The following is a 19864-nucleotide window of genomic DNA, read 5'->3' as shown; positions in this document are numbered from 1 at the left end:
TTGACAAGATTTGATCAATGAACCGGCCGCACGACCCCTTCTTCGACGGTGACCAGCGCGCCCGCGGCCCCGGCCTGCGCCTGGCCGCGGAAGACGGTCAGCGCGCGCCCGGCATCCCGGACGCGCCGCATGACCCGCTGGCGGACCTGGCGCAGCAGCCAGCGGTCGATCCGCTGCTGCAATGCCTGTCCTGGCTGACGCAGCACCACGGCCGCGCCCGCTCGGTCGAATCGCTGCGCGCCGGCGCGCCGGTGGAAGGCGCGCTCAGCCCCGACCAGGCCATCCGCCTGATGCGCGAAGCCGGCTACAACGCCGGCCTGCTGCGCAAGGGCATCGAGGAGATCAACCAGCTGCTGCTGCCCGCGGTGCTGCTGCTCAACGGCGGCGACGCCTGCGTGCTGGTGCGCCGCCTGGACGACGACGGCTCGGGTGCCGTCCGCTACGAGGTCGTCTTCCCCGGTCCCGAGGCCGCCAGCTGCGTCGCCCCGGCCTCCGAGCTGGACCAGGAGTACAGCGGCTTCATCCTGGCGATCGCGCCGCAGGAGGTCTCGCAGGCCAAGCCGATCAGCGGCGCGAAGGACGACACGCCGCTGCTGCAGGCCGACTCGCACTGGCTGTTCGGCACGCTCCGGCGCTTCATCCCGTACTACCGCTCGGCGATGCTCGCCGCGCTGCTGAGCAACGTGCTCATGATGGTGTCCGGCCTGGTGACCTCGGTCATCTATGACAAGGTCATCCCGCACCAGGCCTTCGTCACGCTGTGGACGCTGGCGGTCGGCGCCGGCCTGGCGCTGATCTTCGACCTCTTCGCGCGCCAGCTGCGCGCGCATCTGATCGACCTCGCCGGTCGCAAGACCGACCTGATCGTCGGCGCCAAGCTGTTCCGCCAGACGCTGGGCGTTCGGATGGAACACCGGCCGGCGTCGGCCGGCTCGTACGCGCATTACCTGGCCCAGGTCGAAGTCGTGCGCGACTTCTTCACCTCGGCCACGATGTCGGTGCTGACGGACCTGCCGTTCGTGATCCTCTTCGTCGCGATGACCTTCATCATCGGCGGCCCGCTGGGCTGGGTGCTGATGGTGGCGATCCCGCTGATGCTGCTGATGAGCTTCGGCATCCAGGGTTACCTGCGCCGCGCGATGCGCACCAACATGACCGAGGCGGCCGACCTGCACGGCACCCTGGTGGAGGCGCTCGAAGGCCTCGAGGACCTCAAGACCACCGGCGCCGAGGGCCGCTTCCTGCGCCGCTACGAGCACAGCACCGCCATCGTCGCCGAGTCCGCGCTCAAGGCCCGCACGATGGCCAGCTGGAGCATGAACATCTCGATGACCATGCAGCAGGCCATCAACCTCGTGATGCTGGTCTGGGGCGTCTACCTGATCAACGAAAGCATCATCAGCGCCGGCGCGCTGATCGGCGCGGTGATGTTCGCCGGCCGCGCCACCGTGCCGCTGAACAGCCTGGTGAGCCTGGCCACCCGCTACCAGGGCGCCCGCGCGGCGATGCTGTCACTGAACTCGGTGATGAGCGCGCCGGTGGAGCGCGACTCCGCCCGCAACTACGTGCCGCTGAACCAGATCACCGGCCGCATCGGCCTGAACGACATCGGCTTCTCCTACCCGGCGCAGGGCGACGCGCAGTCGCCCAAGGTGCTGCGCAACGTCACGATGCGCGTGCAGCCGGGCGAGCGGCTCGCGATCCTGGGCCGCATCGGCAGCGGCAAGTCGACCGTGCTGCGCATGCTGGCCGGCCTGTACCAGCCGACCGAAGGCCATGTGGAGATCGACGGCATCGACCTGCGTCAGGTCGACCCGGCCGAGTTCCGCAGCAAGGTCGGTTTCGTGTCGCAGGAGCCGCGCCTGTTCCACGGCACGCTGCGCGACAACGTCCTGATGGGCCGTCACGTCGATGCGCAGCGGCTGGTCGAGGTCGCCAAGCTCACGGGCCTGGACCGTGTCGTGTCCGGTCATCCGATGGGCTGGGACCTGCCGGTCGGCGAGATGGGCTCGCTGCTGTCGGGCGGCCAGCGCCAGCTGGTGGCGCTCGCGCGCAGCCTGGTCACCAAGCCGCAGATCCTGCTGATGGACGAGCCGACCAGCTCGATGGACGCGCAGTCCGAGATCGCCTTCCTCCGTCAGCTGCGCGACGCCGCCGGCGATTGCACGCTGATCATGGTCACGCACCGTCCGGCGGTGCTGGAACTGGTGTCGCGCATCGTCGTCGTCGATACCGGCCGCCTCGTCATGGACGGTCCGCGCGACCAGGTCCTGGCCGCGCTCTCCGGGGCCCGCCCACCCGGCCAGCCGCAGCAGCAGCAACCGCAACCGGGCCAGCCGCCGCAAGGCGCGCCCGTCCATGTCCATCCGGCCGCGCAGGCGGTGAACCGCGCCGCGTCCGTGTGACGCCCGTCCGCCGCCCGCTCTGAAGTCATCCCCATGTCGCAGTCCCGCACCCTCAGCCGCGAAGAAGGCCTGTTCGTCGGCAGCGTCCAGTCGGCGCTGATCGACGAGCCGCTGCCGCGCGCCGTCTGGGCGCTCTACCTGATGGCGGCCGTGCTGCTGGTGGGCCTGGCCTGGTCGTCGATCGCGACCGTCGACGAGGTCACCCGCAGCGACGCGCGCATCGTGCCCGACGGCAAGGAGCAGGTCATCGCCAGCCTGGAGTCCGGCACGCTGGGCAAGCTGCTGGTCCATGAAGGCGAGGAAGTCGAGGCCGGCGAGGCGCTGGCCGAGCTGGACCCGACCCGCGCCGAAGCCGCCGAGAACGAAAGCCAGGCCAAGCGCCTGGGCCTGATGGCGCAGGTCGCGCGCCTGCGCGCCGAGGCGCTGGGCGTGCCGCTCAAGTTCCCCGACGAGGTCAGGGGCGTGCAGCGCCTGGTCGACAGCGAATCCGAGGTCTTCGACACCCGCCGCCGGGTGCTCGAGGAGGCCACCGCCAGCATCAACCGCAGCATCGGGCTGCTTGCCACCGAGCAGAAGATGGCGCAGGACATGGCGTCCAAGGGCCTGATGTCCAACGTCGAGGTGATGCGCGTCACGCGCCAGGTCAACGAGCTGCAGCAGCAGCGCAACGAGCGCATCAGCCGTTTCCGCCAGGATTCCAGCTCCGAACTGTCGAAGGCGCAGACCGACCTCGCGCAGCTGGACGAGCAGCTCGTCGTGCGTCGCGACGCGGTCACGCGCTCGGTGCTGAAGTCGCCGGTCAAGGGCCTGGTCAAGAACATCAAGATGAACACGGTGGGCGGCGTGATCACGTCCGGCACGCCGATCATGGAGATCGTCCCGATCGGCCCGCGCATCCTGATCGAGGCCCGCATCAAGCCCAAGGACATCGGCTACATCCAGGTCGGACAGACGGCCATCGTCAAGCTCAACGGCTACGACTTCAACGTCAACGGCGGCCTGCACGGCAAGATCGAGTACGTCAGCCCCGACGCGCTCGGCGAGACCGAGAAGAACAACGAAGGCACCTACTACCGCGTGCTGATCACGGCCGAGCGCAACACGCTGCGCGCCAAGGGCGAGCCGCTGCCGGTGATTCCCGGCATGACGGCGATGGTGGACATCCGCACCGGGGAACGCTCCGTGCTGAGCTATCTGCTGCGCCCGATGCTGAAGTCGAAGGAAGCGCTCCGGGAACGCTGAGCCGAGCGCGCTCCTGCTTCCGCCCGCCTCGCGCGGGCGGTTTCATTTGTAAGCCCCGTCTGAAGGTCACGAACAGGCCGGTTGCGCGCCGCTTATCGGCGCTTCGCTTTCCCGCCGGAATGGTCCAGTAGAGCCCATGGGAAATTGCTTGCAGTACGCGCGACCATGACCGAATCCACCCGGCGCCGGTGCCACCGGCGCGCCTCCATCTTCTCCTTGCGACTGGGCGCTGGCGCGTCCGTCGTCCTGACGGCGCTGGGCGCCTTCAGCGCGCCCGCATGGGCGCAGGATCCCCCGCCCAGCCGCTGCTCCGACGAGCGCACGCTGCCAGCCGCGCAACTGTCCGCCAAGGATGCGGCGCTGCTGGACGTCGCCGACTCGGACCCGCGCGCGCAGCTGCAGGAACTGGTCAACCGGTCGCTCAACCGCAGCAAGGCGCTGGGTGCGACCCGGCTGCTCACGCAGGCGGCCGAGGCCGACTTCGAGGAAGCCAAGGCGCAGCGCCTGCCGACGGTGACGATGGGGATCACGGCCGGGCATACCGGCACGGTGGTGCCGGGCAACGGCTCGCTCGACAATTCCAGCGGTCTGCAAGGTCGCGGCTCGCTGAGCGTGACCGCGCCGATCTACGACTCCGGCCGCATCACCAAGCTCACCGAGTGGCGCTCCCAACTGCTCGAGGCCGCGCGTTACGGTCAGTCGAGCGCCGAGGAGCAGGTGGCGCTGCAGACCGTGTCGCTGGCGCTGGACCGCGGCCGTTATCAACTGCAGGCCCAGGTCTACAGCCAGTACGTGCGCAAGATGTCGTGCCTGGTCGAGGCGCTGGAAATCATCACCAAGGCCGACCGCGGTCGCGCCAGCGAGCTGGTGCAGGCGCAGAAGAGCCTGCAGCAGGCCGACCTGTCGTACGAGCAGACGACCTCCGCGCTGCGCCAGACCGAGGTGCGCCTGAAGCGCTTCGTCGGCGATGAACTGCCGCGCGGCGCAGCGATGAGCTCGGTGCTGGCACGTCTGCCCGACCTCAACGAGATGCTGGCCGACGTCATGGTCTCGCCCGACGTTTCGGCCGCCGCGGCTCAGGCCCAGGCGCAGCGCAGCTATGCGGAATCGGTGCGCGCCGGGCAGCAGCCCAGCGTGAGCCTGCTGGTGAGCGGCAATTCGACGATCGGCCAGGCGCGGCAGACCGACTGGATCGGCGGCGTCACGGTGAACATCCCGATCGTGCAGCCGGGGGCGGACTCGGCGCTGACCTCGGCGCGGCGGCGTGCGCAGGCGGCATCGCTGCAGCGCGACGAGACGATCGACGCCAAGCGCTATCGCGTGCAGGAGATGTACGAGGCAGCGTCCTCGTCGCTCGACCGCTCGCGCCGGCTGGTCGACATCCTGCGCAGCAGCGAACGCGTCCGCGGCTTCACGCTGCAGCAGTGGCAGCAGCTCGGCAAGCGCTCGCTGTTCGATGTCATGGCCGCCGAGGGCGACTACTACTCCAACCGCATCGCCCACGTGAATGCGCTCTACGACGCCCAGCAGGTGGTCGCGATCATCTGGTCGCAGGGGCGGGGGGTCGTGACGCCGCTGCGCTGACGGCCCACGCGCGGCCGGACCGTTTCCGGAACCCGGGCCGTTGCCCATCGACCCGCCCGTTCCGCGAGGAACCGGCGGGTTTTCCCTTGTGGAGCGTGCGCCACCGCACTGTCGAGAAAGCTTACAGAGCCCCGTGAGGATTGCACGGGTGGATGAAAAAGTCTTTGTGAATCAATGTCTTGCGGTGCTGGCACGCTTGCTGCTTATTCACTGCTAGGCGACCGGAGAGGCCGCTTCCCTCACACAGGAGAGATTGATCATGATGAATAAGTTCAAGCTGATCTGGGGTGGCGCACTGCTGGCTGTTGCTGGTCTGGCCCACGCCGATCCGTTCTATCTGGACATCGGCCAGAATTTCGACCCGGCTGGCGGCGGCAAGCAGTGCCCCACCTGCACGTCGAGCAAGGACCAGTTCACGCTGCGTTATGACTCGCAGACCATCGTGACCGACGTCGGTGCGCAGAACAACGGCATCACCGCCGGCGACACCACCGTCACCAAGGGCGGCCTGGCCGTCGGTGACTGGACCACCAACCTGATCACCAGCCTGATCCCGAAGCAGGTCTTCGGCAACAACAGCGACAACGGCTTCGGCAGCCAGTACCTGATCAGCTTCGGTTTCACCGATCTGCATGGCGTGGTGACCGGCAACGTCGGCGCCTCGCCGATGATCGCCTACGGCCCGACGGTCATCTCGATGTACCTGACGTTCGACGGCGTCACCAGCATCAACTTCATGAACATCAAGGTCACCGGCGGTCAATCCGACGGCCTGGGCACCGTGCTGTTCGGTAGCGCCGACTTCACGAACGTCAACCTGGCCGCGGCTGGCATCTACGCCAACCTGTTCCACTCGACGAACTTCGCCTGCAACGGCAAGACCGGCTTCTATGACATCTGGGCAGGTTGCGGCGAAGCCGGCAGCAAGGAAACGCAGATCAGCTTCGTGTCGCACTTCGACAGCGATGTGACCGAAACGGACGTCGTGGCCAACGGCAACGGCACCTACACCATCACGTCGAACCACGACGGCAGCGCGACCTTCGCCGTGCCGGAACCGGCTTCGCTGGCTCTGGTCGGTCTGAGCCTGATCGGCCTGGCCGGCGTGCGCCGCCGCAAGAACGCCGCCTGATCGGCCCATGTTCCCAGCCGGTGGAAGCCGGCTGGAACAAAAAATGCCCGCCAATCGGCGGGCATTTTCTTTGGCGCGTCAGGACTTCGGGTGCGTCAGGCCTTGGGCTTCTTCGGCAACAGCAGGCCGCGCACGTACTTGAACATCAGGCGCGACATCGGGTGCCTGCCGCCGCCCGGCCGCCAGGTCTTGACCATCTGGTTGCGGAAGGCGTCGAAGTGCAGGCCGCGCGGCGCGACGCGGGTCTCGCCGCGCTTGAGCATCAGCTTGATGCCGTTGGCGCAGGCCACGCCGGCCGCCAGTTCGATGCCGATGCAGGTCGACGGGACCTTCCGCTCGAACAGGTTGACCGTTTCGCGGTTCAACAGGTAATGCCGCTGGATCATCGCGGGCGACACGCCGCAGATGAACTTGACGATCTGTTCGCGAAAGCGCTGCTGGGGATCGCGCTCGGCCTCGGCGCTCAGGCCGCCCTCGAAATCGAAGTAGTCCTCGAAGCTCATCCCCTCCGGGTCGAAGGCCAGGAAGGCCGTGCCCATGCCCATCGGTGCGGCGGTCACCGCCGGAATCCCCAGCTCGCGGCAGCGCGCGAACACCTTGCGGCGCAGATTCAGCGCGAAGATATCCAGGCTGTCCATATAAAGATGGGCCCCCTGCAGGAACTCGTCGATATTGTGGTCGTGAATGCCGCCGGGAATCAGGTGCAGGCGCGCCTCGGGATTGATGTCGGCCAGCGTCTCGGCCACCGCGTCCAGTTTGTCGCGGCCCACCGTCGACGCAAACGCGCCGGCCTGGCGATTCATGTTCGGCCAGTCGAAGTGATCCAGGTCGGAAATCCGGAAACCGCCCACGCCCAGCCGCGCCAGCGTGATGGCGTGCGTGCCGCCCACGCCGCCCAGCCCGCCGATGGAGACGGTGCTGTGGCGCAGCTGCTCCTGTTCCGCTTCGGTCACCCAGCCGATATTGCGGGAGAAGGCGTCGTGGTACCGGAAGGGGCCCAGGTCCGGGCGGGGCGTCGGGGCCGCGGGATTCCCAGGGGTCGCGGCGGTCGCGGCGGTCGCAGGATTCGACATGGGCAGTCCTCCTTCTTTGTAACGGAAGATGAGTGTATGACGTGCCCCGCGCGGCGCGCCATCACCGGTCGATGCGCCGTTGTCCAAGGGGTTTCCCGAGATGCCGCGAAGCAACTGCGCGGCGGCGCCGAAACTGCTCCAATCGGCGTTTCACGGGTAGCACGAAATTCCGTCACGTCCGACCGGGTGTGCCCTCGGTCCAGGGGTTCCCCGGGGGCGGCGCTGAGGTGCAATCCGGTCAGTTTCCAGAGGGGTGGACATGGTGAAGAACACTGGATCGAAGATCGCTTCCGTCAAGGCGGCCTACGCTGCACTGCTGGCCGCCGCCGCGGCGCTCGCCGGCTGCTCGACCACCGGCAACCTGCCGCCCGCGCCGGTCGCCGCTTCGCAGGCGGACTACAGCTACGTCGTCGGTGCCGGCGACCAGCTCAACATCATCGTGTGGCGCAATCCGGAGCTGTCGCTGACGGTGCCGGTCCGTCCCGACGGCAAGATCGCCGCGCCGCTGATCGACGAGCTGCAGGTGCAGGGCAAGAACTCCGTCGAGGTCGCGCGCGACATCGAGAAGCAGCTCGGCAAGTACGTCCGCGATCCGGTGGTGACCGTGATCGTCACCAGCTTCGTCGGCCCGTACAGCGAGCAGATCCGCGTCGTCGGCGAAGCCGCCAAGCCGATGTTCCTGCCGTACAAGCAGAAGATGACGCTGCTGGACGTGATGATCGCGGTGGGCGGCCTGACCGACTTCGCGGCCGGCAACTCGGCCTCCATCCTGCGCACCGCCGAGGGCAACAAGCAGTACTCGGTGCGCCTCAAGGACCTGATCCGTCGCGGCGACGTGTCCGCCAACGTCGAGATGCGCCCCGGCGACATCCTGATCATTCCGCAGAGCTTCTTCTGAACGTCGCCCGGACGGCCGCGCGCGCGGACCTCCGGGTCGGCCGCGGTGTCCGGAGGGTGAGCCGGGGACCGTGTCCCCCGTTCCCGAATTTCCCGCAGTACCGGCCCGCTCCGAACCGGGCCCCGCCGGCGCTTCCGCCGGTGCAACCGAGATCGCCGCATGGATTCCCTCATCGCGCAACTGATGGCCGTCTTCAAGCGGATGTGGCGCTACCGCTGGCCGGGCCTGATCGCGTCGTGGCTGGCCGCCATTGCCGCGGCCGTCGTCGTGTTCGTCGTGCCCGACCGCTACGAGGCGAGCGCGCGCGTCTACGTCGACACCCAGTCCATCCTGAAGCCGCTGATGTCGGGCATGGCCGTGCTCTCCAACACCGAGCAGCAGGTCAACATGCTCAGCCGCACGCTGATCAGCCGGCCCAACGTCGAGAAGCTGGTGCGCATGGCCGACCTGGACCTGAAGGCCACCAGCAAGTCCGACCAGGAGGCGCTGATCGACCGCGTCACCCGCAACCTGTCGATCCAGACCGCCGGCAACTCGGCCAACAACCTGTACCTGCTGTCCTACCGCGACTCGTCGCCGGAGATCTCGAAGAAGGTGGTGGCCTCGCTGCTGTCGATCTTCATGGAGTCCAGCCTGGGCGCCAGCCGCAAGGACAGCACCACCGCCGCGACCTTCCTGAACGAGCAGATCAAGACCTACGAGACCAAGCTGGAGGAAGCCGAGGCGCGCCGCAAGGAGTTCCGCCTGCGCAACCTGCAGCTGACGCAGGCCGACGGCAAGGACGCCGCCGCGCGTCTGGCCGAGACCAGCAACCAGCTCGAGGCTGCCCGGCTGCAGCTGCGCGAGGCCGTCAACGCCCGCGACGCCGCGCGTCAGCAGATCGAGGCCGAGCGCAAGCGCGCCCAGCCCGGCACCAGCCTGCAGAGCCTGATGCAGGAGAGCGCCCAGAAGTTCGCCACGCCCGAGCTGGACAACCGCATCGTCGAGCTCAAGCGCAACCTGGACCAGATGCAGCAGCGCTACACGGACGCGCATCCGGACATCGTCAACGTCAAGCGCCAGATCCGCGACCTGGAAGAGCAGCGCCGCAAGGAGGTCGCCGACCTGCAGAAGGCCGCGCTGGCCAATCCGGCGCCGACCGGCGGCGCCAATGACAGCCTGGCCAACCAGGAGCTGGCCCGCATCCTGGCGGCCAAGGAAGTCGAGGTCGCGCAGATCCGCGCCCGCGTCGACGAGTACAGCGCGCGCTACGGCTCCGCGCAGGGCGCGATCAAGCTGGCGCCGCAGCTCGAGGCCGAATTCGCGCAGCTGAACCGCGACTACGACATCATCAAGAAGAACTACCAGGAGATGGTCGAGCGTCGCGAGTCGGCCTCGCTGTCGACCGACCTGGACAACACGTCCGGCGTGGCCGACTTCCGCATCATCGACCCGCCGCGCGCGTCGCCCAAGCCGGTGTCGCCGAACCGGCTGATGCTGCTGGCCGCCGGCCTGGTGGTGGCGGCGCTGGCCGGTCTGGTCACGGCCTTCGCCGCGAGCCAGATCCGCCCGGTCTTCCACGACCTCAATGAACTGCGCCATCGCCTGGAGCTGCCGATCCTGGGCGCCGTCTCGCGCCAGGAAACGCGCGAGGACCGGCGCCGCCAGAAGGTGGACCTGCTGCGCTTCGGCGTCGCCTCGGGCAGCCTGGTCAGCCTGTACGCGGTCGGCCTGATCGGCATGGCCATCTGGATCAGCCGCCAGGCCGGGTGAGGGAGCTTCCACATGACGAGCCTGATCGAACAAGCCGCCGCGCGGCTGGAACAACTGAAGCAGGCCGGCGTCGACGTCGGCCCGGCGACGCCCGTCGCGCCGGTGGCGGCCTCCGCCGCCCCGGCGGCGATGCCGCCCGCGACGCCGTCCGCCGCGCCGGTGGCGGCGCCGGCGGTGATCCGCGCCCCCGGGGACGTCCACTCCAAACGGGTCGACCTGGACCTCGATGCGCTCGCAGCGCAGGGCTTCCTGACACCCAACGCCCCGCGCACGGTGATGGCGGACCAGTACCGCAACATCAAGCGCCCGCTGATCCGCAACGCGATGAACAAGGGCGCCTCGTCGCTCAATCACGCCAACCTGATCATGGTGACCAGCGCGCTGCCCGGCGAGGGCAAGAGCTTCACCTCGCTGAACCTGGCCATGTCGATCGCGGCCGAGTTCGACAGCACCGTGATGCTGGTCGACGCCGACGTCGCCCGCCCGTCGATGCTGCGCATGCTGGGCCTGCCACCCGGCCCCGGCCTGCTGGACGTGCTGGAGAAGGAGGCTGACATGGCCAGCGTCCTGCTCAAGACCAACGTCGACAAGCTGACGCTGCTGCCCAGCGGCCGCCCGCATGCGCGCGCCACCGAACTGCTGGCCAGCGACGCGATGACCGCGCTGCTGGACGACATGGCCAAGCGGTATCCGGACCGGATCATCATCTTCGACAGCCCGCCGCTGCTGCTGACCACCGAGTCGCGGGTGCTGGCCACGCACATGGGCCAGATCGTGATCGTCGTGCAGGCCGAGCGCACGCCGCAGAGCGCGGTGCAGCAGGCGGTCGCCGCGATCGAGCACTGCCCGTTGAAGATGCTGCTGCTCAACCAGGCCAGCAACAAGCGCAGCAGCGGCTACGGCTACGGTTACGGCTATGGCTACGGGTATGGCTACGGGTACGGCAACGCGGACGGGCAGGGCCACGCGCCGGAGGCTGCATCCCACCCGGCCGCCGGACCGGACCGGGCCTGACACGATGACGCGGGCCAACGACCTCCGCCGCCGGCCGCGGTCCCCGATGTTCCCGGCCCGCCCGGTCCCGCCGGTCCGTGCGGCCTGCCTCGCCGCGCTGGGCCTCGCCGTGGCCCTGGCGCACGCGCCGGCCTCCGCCCAGGACGACGGCACCAGCGCCGCGGGCTCGCGCAAGGGCCTCGCCTTCACGCCGCGGGTCAGCGTGTCCGAGACCTGGACCGACAACCTCGCGCTGTCGCCCGACAACTCGCGCGACCGGGCCTTCATCACCACGGTGTCGCCGGGCCTCACGATCTCCAGCAACACCGGCGCCATCCGCGGCAGCTTCGACTACTCGCTGGACGGCATCGTCTACACGAAGAGCGACCGCGACGCGCGGCTCCAGAACCAGCTCAGCACCCGCGTCACCGCGGAGCTGGTGCAATCGGCGCTGTTCGTCGACGTGACCGGCAACATCAGCCAGCAGTCGATCTCGGCCTTCGGCCAGCAGTCCCCGGACGGCAAGCTGGACAGCCCCAATCGCACGGAGACCCGCACGCTGCAGGTCTCGCCCTACTGGCGCGGCCGGCTGGGCAGCTTTGCCAGCTTCGAACTGCGGGCGATGGGCCAGATGCGCGATTCCAGCGAGGGTGGCACCGGCGCGGCCAGCGGCAGCGGCAACAGCAAGGAAGGCGCGCTGTCGCTGAACCTCTTCGGCCCCGCCGGCCGTGAGCTCAACTGGGGCCTGAACACGTCCACGACGCGCATGCACTTCGAGCAGACCGGCATCGACTACCGCACCACCAGCGTGATCGGGTCGCTGAACTGGGTGCCCGATGTCGACTGGAGCGTCGGCCTCACCGGCGGTCGCGAACGCAGCGACTACTTCGGCCCCGAGACGACCTCCGTCTACGGCGCCAACCTGCGCTGGTCGCCGGGCCCGCGGACCAAGCTCGCCGGCGACTGGCAGCACCACAGCTACGGCGACAGCCACAACCTGACCTTCGAGCACCGCATGGCGCAGTTCTCGGTGCGGGCCAACAGCAGCCAGAGCGTCAGCACCGGCGAGACGCCGACGCAGGCGACCAACTACCAGCTGCTGGACCTGCAGTTCGGCAGCCTGGAGCCCGACCCGGTCAAGCGCGACGCCTTCGTGCGGGGGCTGCTGGCCTCGATGGGCCTGGACCCCAACTCGTTCAGCGGCGCCGGTTTCCTGAGCAACACCGCCTCGCTGCAGCGTCGCAGCGACCTGTCGCTGATCTGGACCGGGCCGCGCGTGACGGTCACGCTCAGCGGCAACGACAACAACAGCCGGCGTCTCGTCAACTCGCCGCTCGGCGTGGGCTCCGGCGACCTGGCGTTGACGGACCGCGTGCGGCAGCGCGGCGCGACCGTGTCGGTGGGCTATCGGCTGACGCCGCTGGCCAATGCCAACATGAGCTACTCGCGGCAGAATTCCCGGGGGATGGCGGCGTCGGCGGCAACGACATGCGGACGCTGACGGCCAACGCCACCTACCGGCTGGGCCCGCGCACCGATGCGGCCTTCGGCCTGCGCCAGACCAAGTTCGACGACACCAGCCTGTTCGCCACCAGCTATCAGGAACACGCGATCTACGCATCGCTGACCCAGCGCTTTTAAGCAGTCACCGACATGTACGAGGCCTTCTACGGGCTGGCCAGCAAGCCGTTCCAGCTCAGTCCCGATCCCAGCTTCTACTTCGGCAGCAAGCAGCACCGCCGCGCCAAGGCCTACCTCGACTACGGCGTGCTGCGCAGCGACGGCTTCATCGTCATCACCGGCGAGATCGGCGCCGGCAAGACGACGCTGGTGCGCGGGCTGCTGGACAGCCTGAACCGCAGCAACGTCGTCATCGGCAACATCGTCACCACGCAGCTGGACGCCGAGGACACGCTGCGCCTGGTCGGCGCCGCCTTCGGCGTGCGGGTCAAGGACCTGCCCAAGAGCGAAGTGCTGATGGCGCTGGAAGCCTTCTTCGTCAGCGAGGCCAGCCGCGGCAAGCGCTGCCTGCTGATCGTCGACGAGGCGCAGAATCTGACCGCCCGCGCGGTCGAGGAACTGCGCATGCTGTCCAACTTCCAGTTCGGCAACCAGTCGCTGGTGCAGACCTTCCTGGTCGGGCAGCCGGAGTTCCGCGGCATCCTGCAGCGGCCCGAGATGGAGCAGTTCCGCCAGCGCATCGCGGCGAGCTGCCACATCGGTCCGCTCGACGAAGAGGACACGCAGCGCTACATCGAGCACCGCCTCAAGTGCGCGGGCGCCGCCGACAGGCCGAGCTTCGACGCCGACGCCTTCACCGCGCTGCACCGCGCCAGCCACGGCATCCCGCGCCGCATCAACACCTTGTGCGACCGGCTGCTGCTGCTGGGCTTCATGCACGAGAACCCGCACCTGACGGCGGCCGACGTGGAGGAGGTCGTCCAGGACCTGTCCAACGAGTCGGCGTCCGCCCCGGCGCCGGCGGTGCACGGGTCCGAGATCAACGGTCATGCGTCCGAAGGCGATCTCGCGGTCGATCTGGACCTGACGCGGCTGCGCTCGCGCGTCGCGCAGGGCGGAGGACTGGACGGGGAACTCGGCGCCCTGGCCGACGGCCTGGCCGGCCTGAGCCTGGACGGCCAGGACGCCCGCCTGCAGCGCATCGAGGACAGCCTGATGCGCCTGGAACGGATCAACCAGCAGACGCTGGCGCTGCTGCAGAAACTCGTGGGAGCGATGCGATGAACACGACCAGCCGCCCGGCCATCCGCAACGCGATGAGCATCGACGTCGAGGACTACTTCCAGGTGTCCGCCTTCGCGCCCTACATCGCCCGCGGCGACTGGGACGCCCGTGAGTGCCGCGTCGAGCGCAACATCGCGCGCATCCTGGACCTGCTCGATGCGAAGCAGGTGAAGGCGACCTTCTTCACGCTGGGCTGGATCGCGCAGCGTTATCCGCAGATCGTGCGCGAGATCGTCGCGCGCGGTCACGAGCTGGCCAGCCACGGCTTCGGCCACGAGCGCGCCAGCGACCTGGACCGCGCCTCGTTCCTGAAGGACGTGGGCGACGCCAAGGCGCTGCTCGAGGACCTGGGCGGCGTCGAGGTCAAGGGCTATCGCGCGCCCAGCTTCTCGATCGGCAAGGACAACCTCTGGGCCTTCGACGTGCTGGCCGAGTGCGGCTACCGCTACAGCTCCAGCGTCTACCCGATCCAGCACGACCACTACGGCATGCCCGATTCGCCGCGCTTCGCCTACGAGGTCCGTCCGGGCCTGATCGAGGTGCCGGTGACCACGCTGCGCTGGCGCGGCAAGAACTATCCGAGCAGCGGCGGCGGCTGGTTCCGCCTGCTGCCCTACGGCGTGTCGCGCTGGATGATCGAGCGCTTCAACCGCATCGAGGGCCGCAGTGCGGTCTTCTACTTCCATCCGTGGGAGATCGACCCGGAGCAGCCGCGCATCCCCGGCATCGACGCGAAGACGCGCTTCCGCCATTACGTGAACATCGGCCGCACCGAGTCGCGCATCGAGCAACTGCTCGGCGACTTCGCCTGGGCGCGCATGGACGAGATCTTCCTCGCGCCGACGGGCGCCGAGCGGTTGGCGGCATGAGCGCCACGTCGACGGGCGCGATCCAGGTCAAGCACCTCGCGCTGAAGGATGCCGACGGCGCGAAGCGCTGGGACGCGTTCGTGCAAGGCTGCCCGACGGCCACCTTCTTCCACCTGGCGGCCTGGCAGCGGATCATCCGAAAGCAGTTCGGCCATACCGGCTACTTCCTGTACGCCGAGCGCGACGGTGTCATCGAGGGCGTGCTGCCGCTGGCCGAGAACAAGAGCCGGCTCTTCGGCCATGCGCTGGTGGGGCTGCCGTTCGCGGTCTACGGCGGCGTCGCCGCGACCAGCGACGACGCGGCCCGCGCGCTCGAGGACGAGGCGCAGTCGATCGCGCGCCGGCTCGGCGTCGAGCATCTGGAGCTGCGCAACGTCGAGCGCCGCCACCTCGACTGGCCGCACCAGGACCTCTACGTGACCTTCCGCAAGGAGATCCTCGAGGAGGAAGAGGCCAACATGCTGGCCATCCCGCGCAAGCAGCGCGCGATGGTGCGCAAGGGCATCAAGAACGAGCTGAAGGCGGAGATCGATCGCGACGTGTCGCGCTTCTTCGCGCTCTACGCGGACAACGTCCACCGCCACGGCACGCCCGCGATGCCCAGGCGCTACTTCCAGGCATTGCTGGACGAGTTCGGCGACGCGGCGGAGGTGCTCATCGTCAGCAGCCCGCAGGGCGAGCCGCTGTCGGGCGTGCTCAGCTTCTACTTCCGCGACGAGGTGCTGCCGTACTACGCCGGCGACGCCGTCGCCGCGCGCGACCTGGCCGCCAACGACTTCAAGTACTGGGAGCTGATGCGACGCGCCTGCGCCCGCGGCCTGAAGGTCTTCGACTACGGCCGCAGCAAGCAGGGCACGGGCAGCTATTCGTTCAAGAAGAACTGGGGCTTCGAGCCCACGCCGCTGAACTACGAGTACTGCCTCTACAAGCGCGAGGCCGTGCCGCAGAACAACCCCAGCAACGCCAAGTACCAGCTCATGATCAAGGCCTGGCGCAAGCTGCCGATCGGCGTCGCCAACTGGCTCGGTCCGCACATCGTGCGCAGCTTGGGCTGAGGACGACGCGATGGCCAACATCCTCTACCTGGTCCACCGGCTGCCGTACCCGCCCAACAAGGGCGACAAGCTGCGTTCGTACCACCTGCTCAAGCACCTGACCGCGCATCACAAGGTCTGGCTGGGCACTTTCGTCGACGACGCCGAGGACTGGGCCCACGTGCCCGCGCTGCAGGCGCAGTGCGAGCAGCTCTTCGCCGCCGACCTGAATCCGCTGCTGGCGCGTGTGGCCAGCCTGCGCGGCCTGGCGACGGGCGAGGCGCTGAGCCTGCCGTATTACCGCCACCGCGCGATGCGCGACTGGATCGCGCGGATCGCGAAGGAGCAGCGCTTCGACGCCATCGTCGTGTTCTCGTCGACGATGGCGCAATATGCCGAGCAACTGCGCGCCGTCGCCGGCCCGGTGCCGATGCTGATCGATTTCGTCGACGTGGATTCGGCCAAGTGGACCGACTACGCCAAGGCCAACCGCTGGCCGATGTCGTGGCTGTACCGCCGCGAAGGCCGCGAGCTGCTGGCCTACGAGCGCCGCGTCGCGGAGCAGGCGCGCTGCTCGTTCTTCGTCACCGAGGGCGAGAAGGCGCTGTTCCAGCGCCTGTCGTCCACCGGCGCGCCGGTCGAGGCGCTGGGCAACGGCGTCGACAGCGGCTACTTCGCCCCGCTGCCGCAGCAGGCCAATCCCTTCGCGGAAGACGAGCTGCCGCTGGTCTTCACCGGCGCGATGGACTACTGGCCCAACGTCGACGCGGTGCAGTGGTTCGCCGCCGAGGTGCTGCCGCAACTGCGCCAGCGCTGGCCGACCTTGCGCTTCACCATCGTCGGTCGCGCGCCGACGCCCGCGGTGCTCGCGCTGGCGGGTGACGCGGTGCGCGTCACCGGCACGGTGCCCGACGTCCGGCCCTATCTGCAGCATGCGGCGGCCGTCGTCGCGCCGCTGCGGCTGGCGCGCGGCGTGCAGAACAAGATCCTCGAGGCCATGGCCGTGGGCCGCCCGGTGGTGGCGGCGCGCAGCTGCGTCGAGGCGCTGGGCGCCGACGGCGTGCTCGCCGGCCAGGACCTGCTGTCGGCCGACAGCGCCGCCGACTACCTGGAACTGGTCCACGCGCTGCTGAGCGCGCCGACCCGCGCCCAGGCGATCGGCCAGCAGGCCCGCGAACGCGTGCTGCGCCAGTTCAGCTGGCAGGCCCACCTCGCCAAGCTGGACGGCTATCTGCCGCAGGGCAACGGGCAGAGAAACACGCCGGGAAATCTGCCCGGCAACGTGCAGGGACAGCCGGCATGAGCGCCACGACGCCCTCCGCGCTCCAGCAGCGCGGCATCCCCGACGCCTGGCGTCGCCCGCTGGCGGTGCTGTTGCTGCTCGTCGTCGCGCTGCTGCTGCTGTACCGGCAGACGGCGTGGGGCATGGTCACCATCTGGTGGCGCTCCGGCACCTTCACGCACGCCTTCCTGGTGCCGCCGATCGTGCTGTGGCTCGCCTGGCGGCGCCGCGGCATGGTCGCGCCGCTGACGCCGCGAGCCGTGCCGTGGCTGGCGCTGCCGATCGCGGCACTCGGCGCGGTCTGGCTGTTCGCCGACTTCGCCGCGATCAACGCGGTCACGCAATTCACGCTGGTGGCGATGCTGGTGCTGCTGGTGCCGGCGGTGCTGGGCTGGCGCGTCACGCGCGAGATGGCCTTCCCGCTGGGCTTCCTGTTCTTCTGCGTGCCGGTCGGGGAGTTCCTGCTGCCGCAGCTGATGGACTGGACCGCGAAGTTCACCGTCGTCGCGCTGCGGCTCAGCGGCCTGCCGGTCTATCAGGAAGGCCTGCAGTTCATCATCCCGAGCGGCCAGTGGTCCGTCGTCGAGGCCTGTTCCGGCGTGCGTTACCTGATCGCCTCGGCGATGGTGGGCACGCTGTACGCCTACCTCAGCTACCACTCGAACCGCCGCCGTCTGGGCTTCATCGCCTTCGCGCTGGCGCTGCCGCTGGTGGCGAACTGGGCGCGCGCCTACCTGATCGTGATGATCGGCCACCTGTCGGGCAACACGCTGGCCGTCGGCGTCGACCACCTGATCTACGGCTGGCTGTTCTTCGGCATCGTGATGCTGGCGATGTTCCTGATCGGCGCGCGCTGGGCCCAGCCGGAACTGCCGCTGGTGCCGCCGCCGCGCGATCCGGCGGCCTCGACGTCCGCCACGGGCGCGGGCTGGGTGGCTGCCGTCGCCGTGCTGCTCGCCATCGCGTTGCCGATCACGGCCGGCGTGCTGCTGCGACAGGGGCACGCGGCACCGATCTCCTCGCTGCCGGCGGTGCCGGTGGAGCCGGGCTGGTCGGACCAGACCGTGCCGTCGGACGCCTGGGTGCCGGACTTCGAAGGCGCCAATGCCTCGCTGCACCAGGAATTCACCGGACCGGACCAGGTCGGCGCGGCGAAGCCGCGGGTCGGCCTGCATCTGCAGTATTTCCGCGACCAGGACTACGAACGCAAGCTGGTCAGTTCCAGCAATGCCGTCGTGGCCGCCGAGGACAAGCACTGGGCCGTCACCGGGCGGGGCCAGACGGCATTCGTGCCGGTCACCGGCGGCTCGGTGACGCCGGTCCCGGTGCTGACCACGCAGGTGCGCGCCTCGTCGCTGGACGCGGTGACCGCGCCGCGCATGCTGGTGTGGCACGTGTACTGGATCAACGGCCGGCCGATGACGAGTGCCTGGCAGGCGCGCGTGCGCGGCGCGCTGGAGCGGCTCCAGGGTCGCGGCGACGACGCGGCGCTGGTCCTCGTCTACACCGAGGCCGACGAGCTGGCGCCGCAACGGTTGCAGCTGTTCCTGCGCCAGCACTGGGGCGCGATCGATGCCGAGCTCCGCGGCGTGCGTGATGCCGGCGGAAGCGCCGCGCCGGCCGCCCCTTCGGCACCGCCGTCGGCGGGAGGTCGGGGATGAGCGCCGGCCTGAGCGTCCAGCGCGCGGCGGCCGCCGCCGACGAGCGGCCGCTGGTGCTGCACGTGATGTACCGCTTCGACACGGGCGGTCTCGAGAACGGCGTGGTGAACCTGATCAACCACATGCCGGCGGACCGCTACCGGCATGCGATCGTCGCGCTGACCGAGGTCACCGACTTCCGCAAGCGGCTGCAGCGCGACGACGTCGAGTGCTTCGCCCTGAACAAGCCGCCGGGGCAGGGCTTCTGGCTCTATCCCCAGCTCTACAGGCTGTTCCGTGCGCTCAAGCCGGCGATCGTGCACAGCCGCAACCTGGCCGCGCTGGAAGTCCAGCTGCCGGCCTGGGCCGCGCGCGTGCCGGTGCGCATCCATGGCGAGCATGGCCGCGACGTCGGCGACCTCGACGGCCGCAACCGCGCCTACCAGCGCGTGCGCCGCTTCTACAAGCCCTTCGTCTCGCACTACATCGCGCTCTCCCGCGACCTCGGCGACTACCTGACCGGTCCGGTCGGCGTGCCGCCGGCGCGCGTGAGCCAGTTCGTCAACGGCGTCGACACCTCGCGCTTCCAGCGTCAGCAGGTCGAGGCCATCCCGGGCGGCCCCTTCGATCCCGCCGCGCACTGGCTGATCGGCACCGTCGGCCGCATGGCGCCGGTGAAGGACCAGCTGATGCTGACGCGCGCCTTCATCGCGTTGATCGGCCAGGCGCCAGACCTGCGCCCGCGCGCCCGCCTCGTGCTGATCGGCGACGGTCCGCTGCGGGCGCAGTGCCAGGCGCTGCTCGACGAAGCCGATCTGGGCGGTCTTGCCTGGCTGCCGGGCGAACGCACCGACGTGCCCGCCGTGATGCGCGGACTGCATGTCTTCGCGCTGCCCTCGCTGGCGGAGGGCATCTCCAACACCATCCTCGAGGCGATGGCCAGCGGGCTGCCGGTGGTCGCGACCGAGGTCGGCGGCAACGCGGACCTGGTGACGCGCGACGTCAGCGGGCTGCTGGTGCCGGCGGCGGATCCCGAGGCGATGGCCGCCGCGCTGCTGCGCCTGGCGCGCGATCCGGCGCTGGCCGCCGCGATGGGCGAGGCCGGCCGGGCGCGGGTGGAGCAGGATTTCAGCATGCGGGCCATGGTCGCTCGGTACCAGGGCCTGTATGACACGCTGCGCGGCCACAATGCCGGCAGCCACAAGAACTGACGGG

Annotated in this window: 16 protein-coding genes; 15 read left to right on the top strand and 1 reads right to left on the bottom strand. The window is 69.3% G+C overall.

Annotated features, from left to right (window positions below; genetic code table 11):
• The first annotated feature begins 17 nt into the window (after positions 1 to 17).
• From ACQ859_RS22815 to ACQ859_RS22800, 4 genes are all read left to right on the top strand, one after another.
• Complete coding sequence (locus ACQ859_RS22815) at positions 18 to 2405, top strand: type I secretion system permease/ATPase (RefSeq protein ID WP_431262895.1); 2388 nt, start codon at positions 18 to 20, stop codon at positions 2403 to 2405.
• 33 nt (positions 2406 to 2438) lie between these two features.
• Positions 2439 to 3647 (top strand): HlyD family type I secretion periplasmic adaptor subunit, encoded by a 1209-nt coding sequence (locus ACQ859_RS22810; protein WP_431262894.1) that lies wholly within the window; start codon positions 2439 to 2441, stop codon positions 3645 to 3647.
• Between the two features lie 165 nt (positions 3648 to 3812).
• A complete protein-coding gene (locus tag ACQ859_RS22805) occupies positions 3813 to 5231 on the top strand; it encodes a TolC family protein (RefSeq protein ID WP_431262893.1) in 1419 nt (472 codons plus the stop codon).
• 259 nt (positions 5232 to 5490) lie between these two features.
• Entirely contained in the window at positions 5491 to 6363 is an 873-nt protein-coding gene (locus tag ACQ859_RS22800) for a PEP-CTERM sorting domain-containing protein (RefSeq protein ID WP_431262892.1), read from the top strand.
• Positions 6364 to 6458: 95 nt separating this feature from the next.
• On the opposite strand, the gene ACQ859_RS22795 is transcribed toward ACQ859_RS22800, so the two are convergent.
• A complete protein-coding gene (locus tag ACQ859_RS22795; protein ID WP_431262891.1) occupies positions 6459 to 7523 on the bottom strand; it encodes a ThiF family adenylyltransferase in 1065 nt (354 codons plus the stop codon).
• A 172-nt stretch (positions 7524 to 7695) separates the two neighbouring features.
• On the opposite strand from ACQ859_RS22795, the gene ACQ859_RS22790 reads away from it, so the two are divergent.
• The 11 genes from ACQ859_RS22790 to ACQ859_RS22740 all read left to right on the top strand — a co-directional run bounded on the left by ACQ859_RS22790 (position 7696) and on the right by ACQ859_RS22740 (position 19860).
• A complete protein-coding gene (locus ACQ859_RS22790) occupies positions 7696 to 8334 on the top strand; it encodes an XrtA/PEP-CTERM system exopolysaccharide export protein (protein ID WP_431262890.1) in 639 nt (212 codons plus the stop codon).
• 159 nt (positions 8335 to 8493) lie between these two features.
• On the top strand, positions 8494 to 10086 hold the full coding sequence (locus ACQ859_RS22785) for an XrtA system polysaccharide chain length determinant (protein ID WP_431262889.1): 1593 nt from the start codon (positions 8494 to 8496) through the stop codon (positions 10084 to 10086).
• Positions 10087 to 10098: 12 nt separating this feature from the next.
• A complete protein-coding gene (locus ACQ859_RS22780; RefSeq protein ID WP_431262888.1) occupies positions 10099 to 11100 on the top strand; it encodes an XrtA-associated tyrosine autokinase in 1002 nt (333 codons plus the stop codon).
• 46 nt (positions 11101 to 11146) lie between these two features.
• Positions 11147 to 12580 (top strand): TIGR03016 family PEP-CTERM system-associated outer membrane protein, encoded by a 1434-nt coding sequence (locus tag ACQ859_RS22775; RefSeq protein ID WP_431262887.1) that lies wholly within the window; start codon positions 11147 to 11149, stop codon positions 12578 to 12580.
• On the top strand, positions 12568 to 12720 hold the full coding sequence (locus ACQ859_RS22770; protein WP_431262886.1) for a hypothetical protein: 153 nt from the start codon (positions 12568 to 12570) through the stop codon (positions 12718 to 12720). The genes ACQ859_RS22775 and ACQ859_RS22770 overlap by 13 nt, the downstream gene beginning before the upstream one ends.
• A gap of 12 nt (positions 12721 to 12732) precedes the next feature.
• Positions 12733 to 13824 (top strand): XrtA/PEP-CTERM system-associated ATPase, encoded by a 1092-nt coding sequence (locus ACQ859_RS22765; RefSeq protein WP_431262885.1) that lies wholly within the window; start codon positions 12733 to 12735, stop codon positions 13822 to 13824.
• A complete protein-coding gene (locus ACQ859_RS22760) occupies positions 13821 to 14693 on the top strand; it encodes an XrtA system polysaccharide deacetylase (protein WP_431262884.1) in 873 nt (290 codons plus the stop codon). Before ACQ859_RS22765 ends, ACQ859_RS22760 begins: the two co-directional genes overlap by 4 nt.
• Positions 14690 to 15748 (top strand): FemAB family XrtA/PEP-CTERM system-associated protein, encoded by a 1059-nt coding sequence (locus ACQ859_RS22755; RefSeq protein ID WP_431262883.1) that lies wholly within the window; start codon positions 14690 to 14692, stop codon positions 15746 to 15748. Before ACQ859_RS22760 ends, ACQ859_RS22755 begins: the two co-directional genes overlap by 4 nt.
• 10 nt (positions 15749 to 15758) lie before the next feature.
• On the top strand, positions 15759 to 17030 hold the full coding sequence (locus ACQ859_RS22750) for a TIGR03087 family PEP-CTERM/XrtA system glycosyltransferase (RefSeq protein WP_431262882.1): 1272 nt from the start codon (positions 15759 to 15761) through the stop codon (positions 17028 to 17030).
• On the top strand, positions 17027 to 18670 hold the full coding sequence (xrtA, locus tag ACQ859_RS22745) for an exosortase A (protein WP_431262881.1): 1644 nt from the start codon (positions 17027 to 17029) through the stop codon (positions 18668 to 18670). Before ACQ859_RS22750 ends, xrtA begins: the two co-directional genes overlap by 4 nt.
• Positions 18667 to 19860 carry a TIGR03088 family PEP-CTERM/XrtA system glycosyltransferase gene (locus tag ACQ859_RS22740; protein ID WP_431262880.1) on the top strand — a complete coding sequence of 398 codons (1194 nt, stop codon included), beginning with the start codon at positions 18667 to 18669 and terminating at the stop codon, positions 19858 to 19860. The genes xrtA and ACQ859_RS22740 overlap by 4 nt, the downstream gene beginning before the upstream one ends.
• Positions 19861 to 19864: the final 4 nt, after the last annotated feature.

Origin of the sequence: Roseateles chitinivorans (assembly GCF_050632235.1) — a bacterium.
GTDB classification, from domain to species: Bacteria; Pseudomonadota; Gammaproteobacteria; order Burkholderiales; family Burkholderiaceae_C; genus Roseateles; species Roseateles chitinivorans_A.
This window is presented reverse-complemented; position numbering and strand designations above follow the sequence as displayed.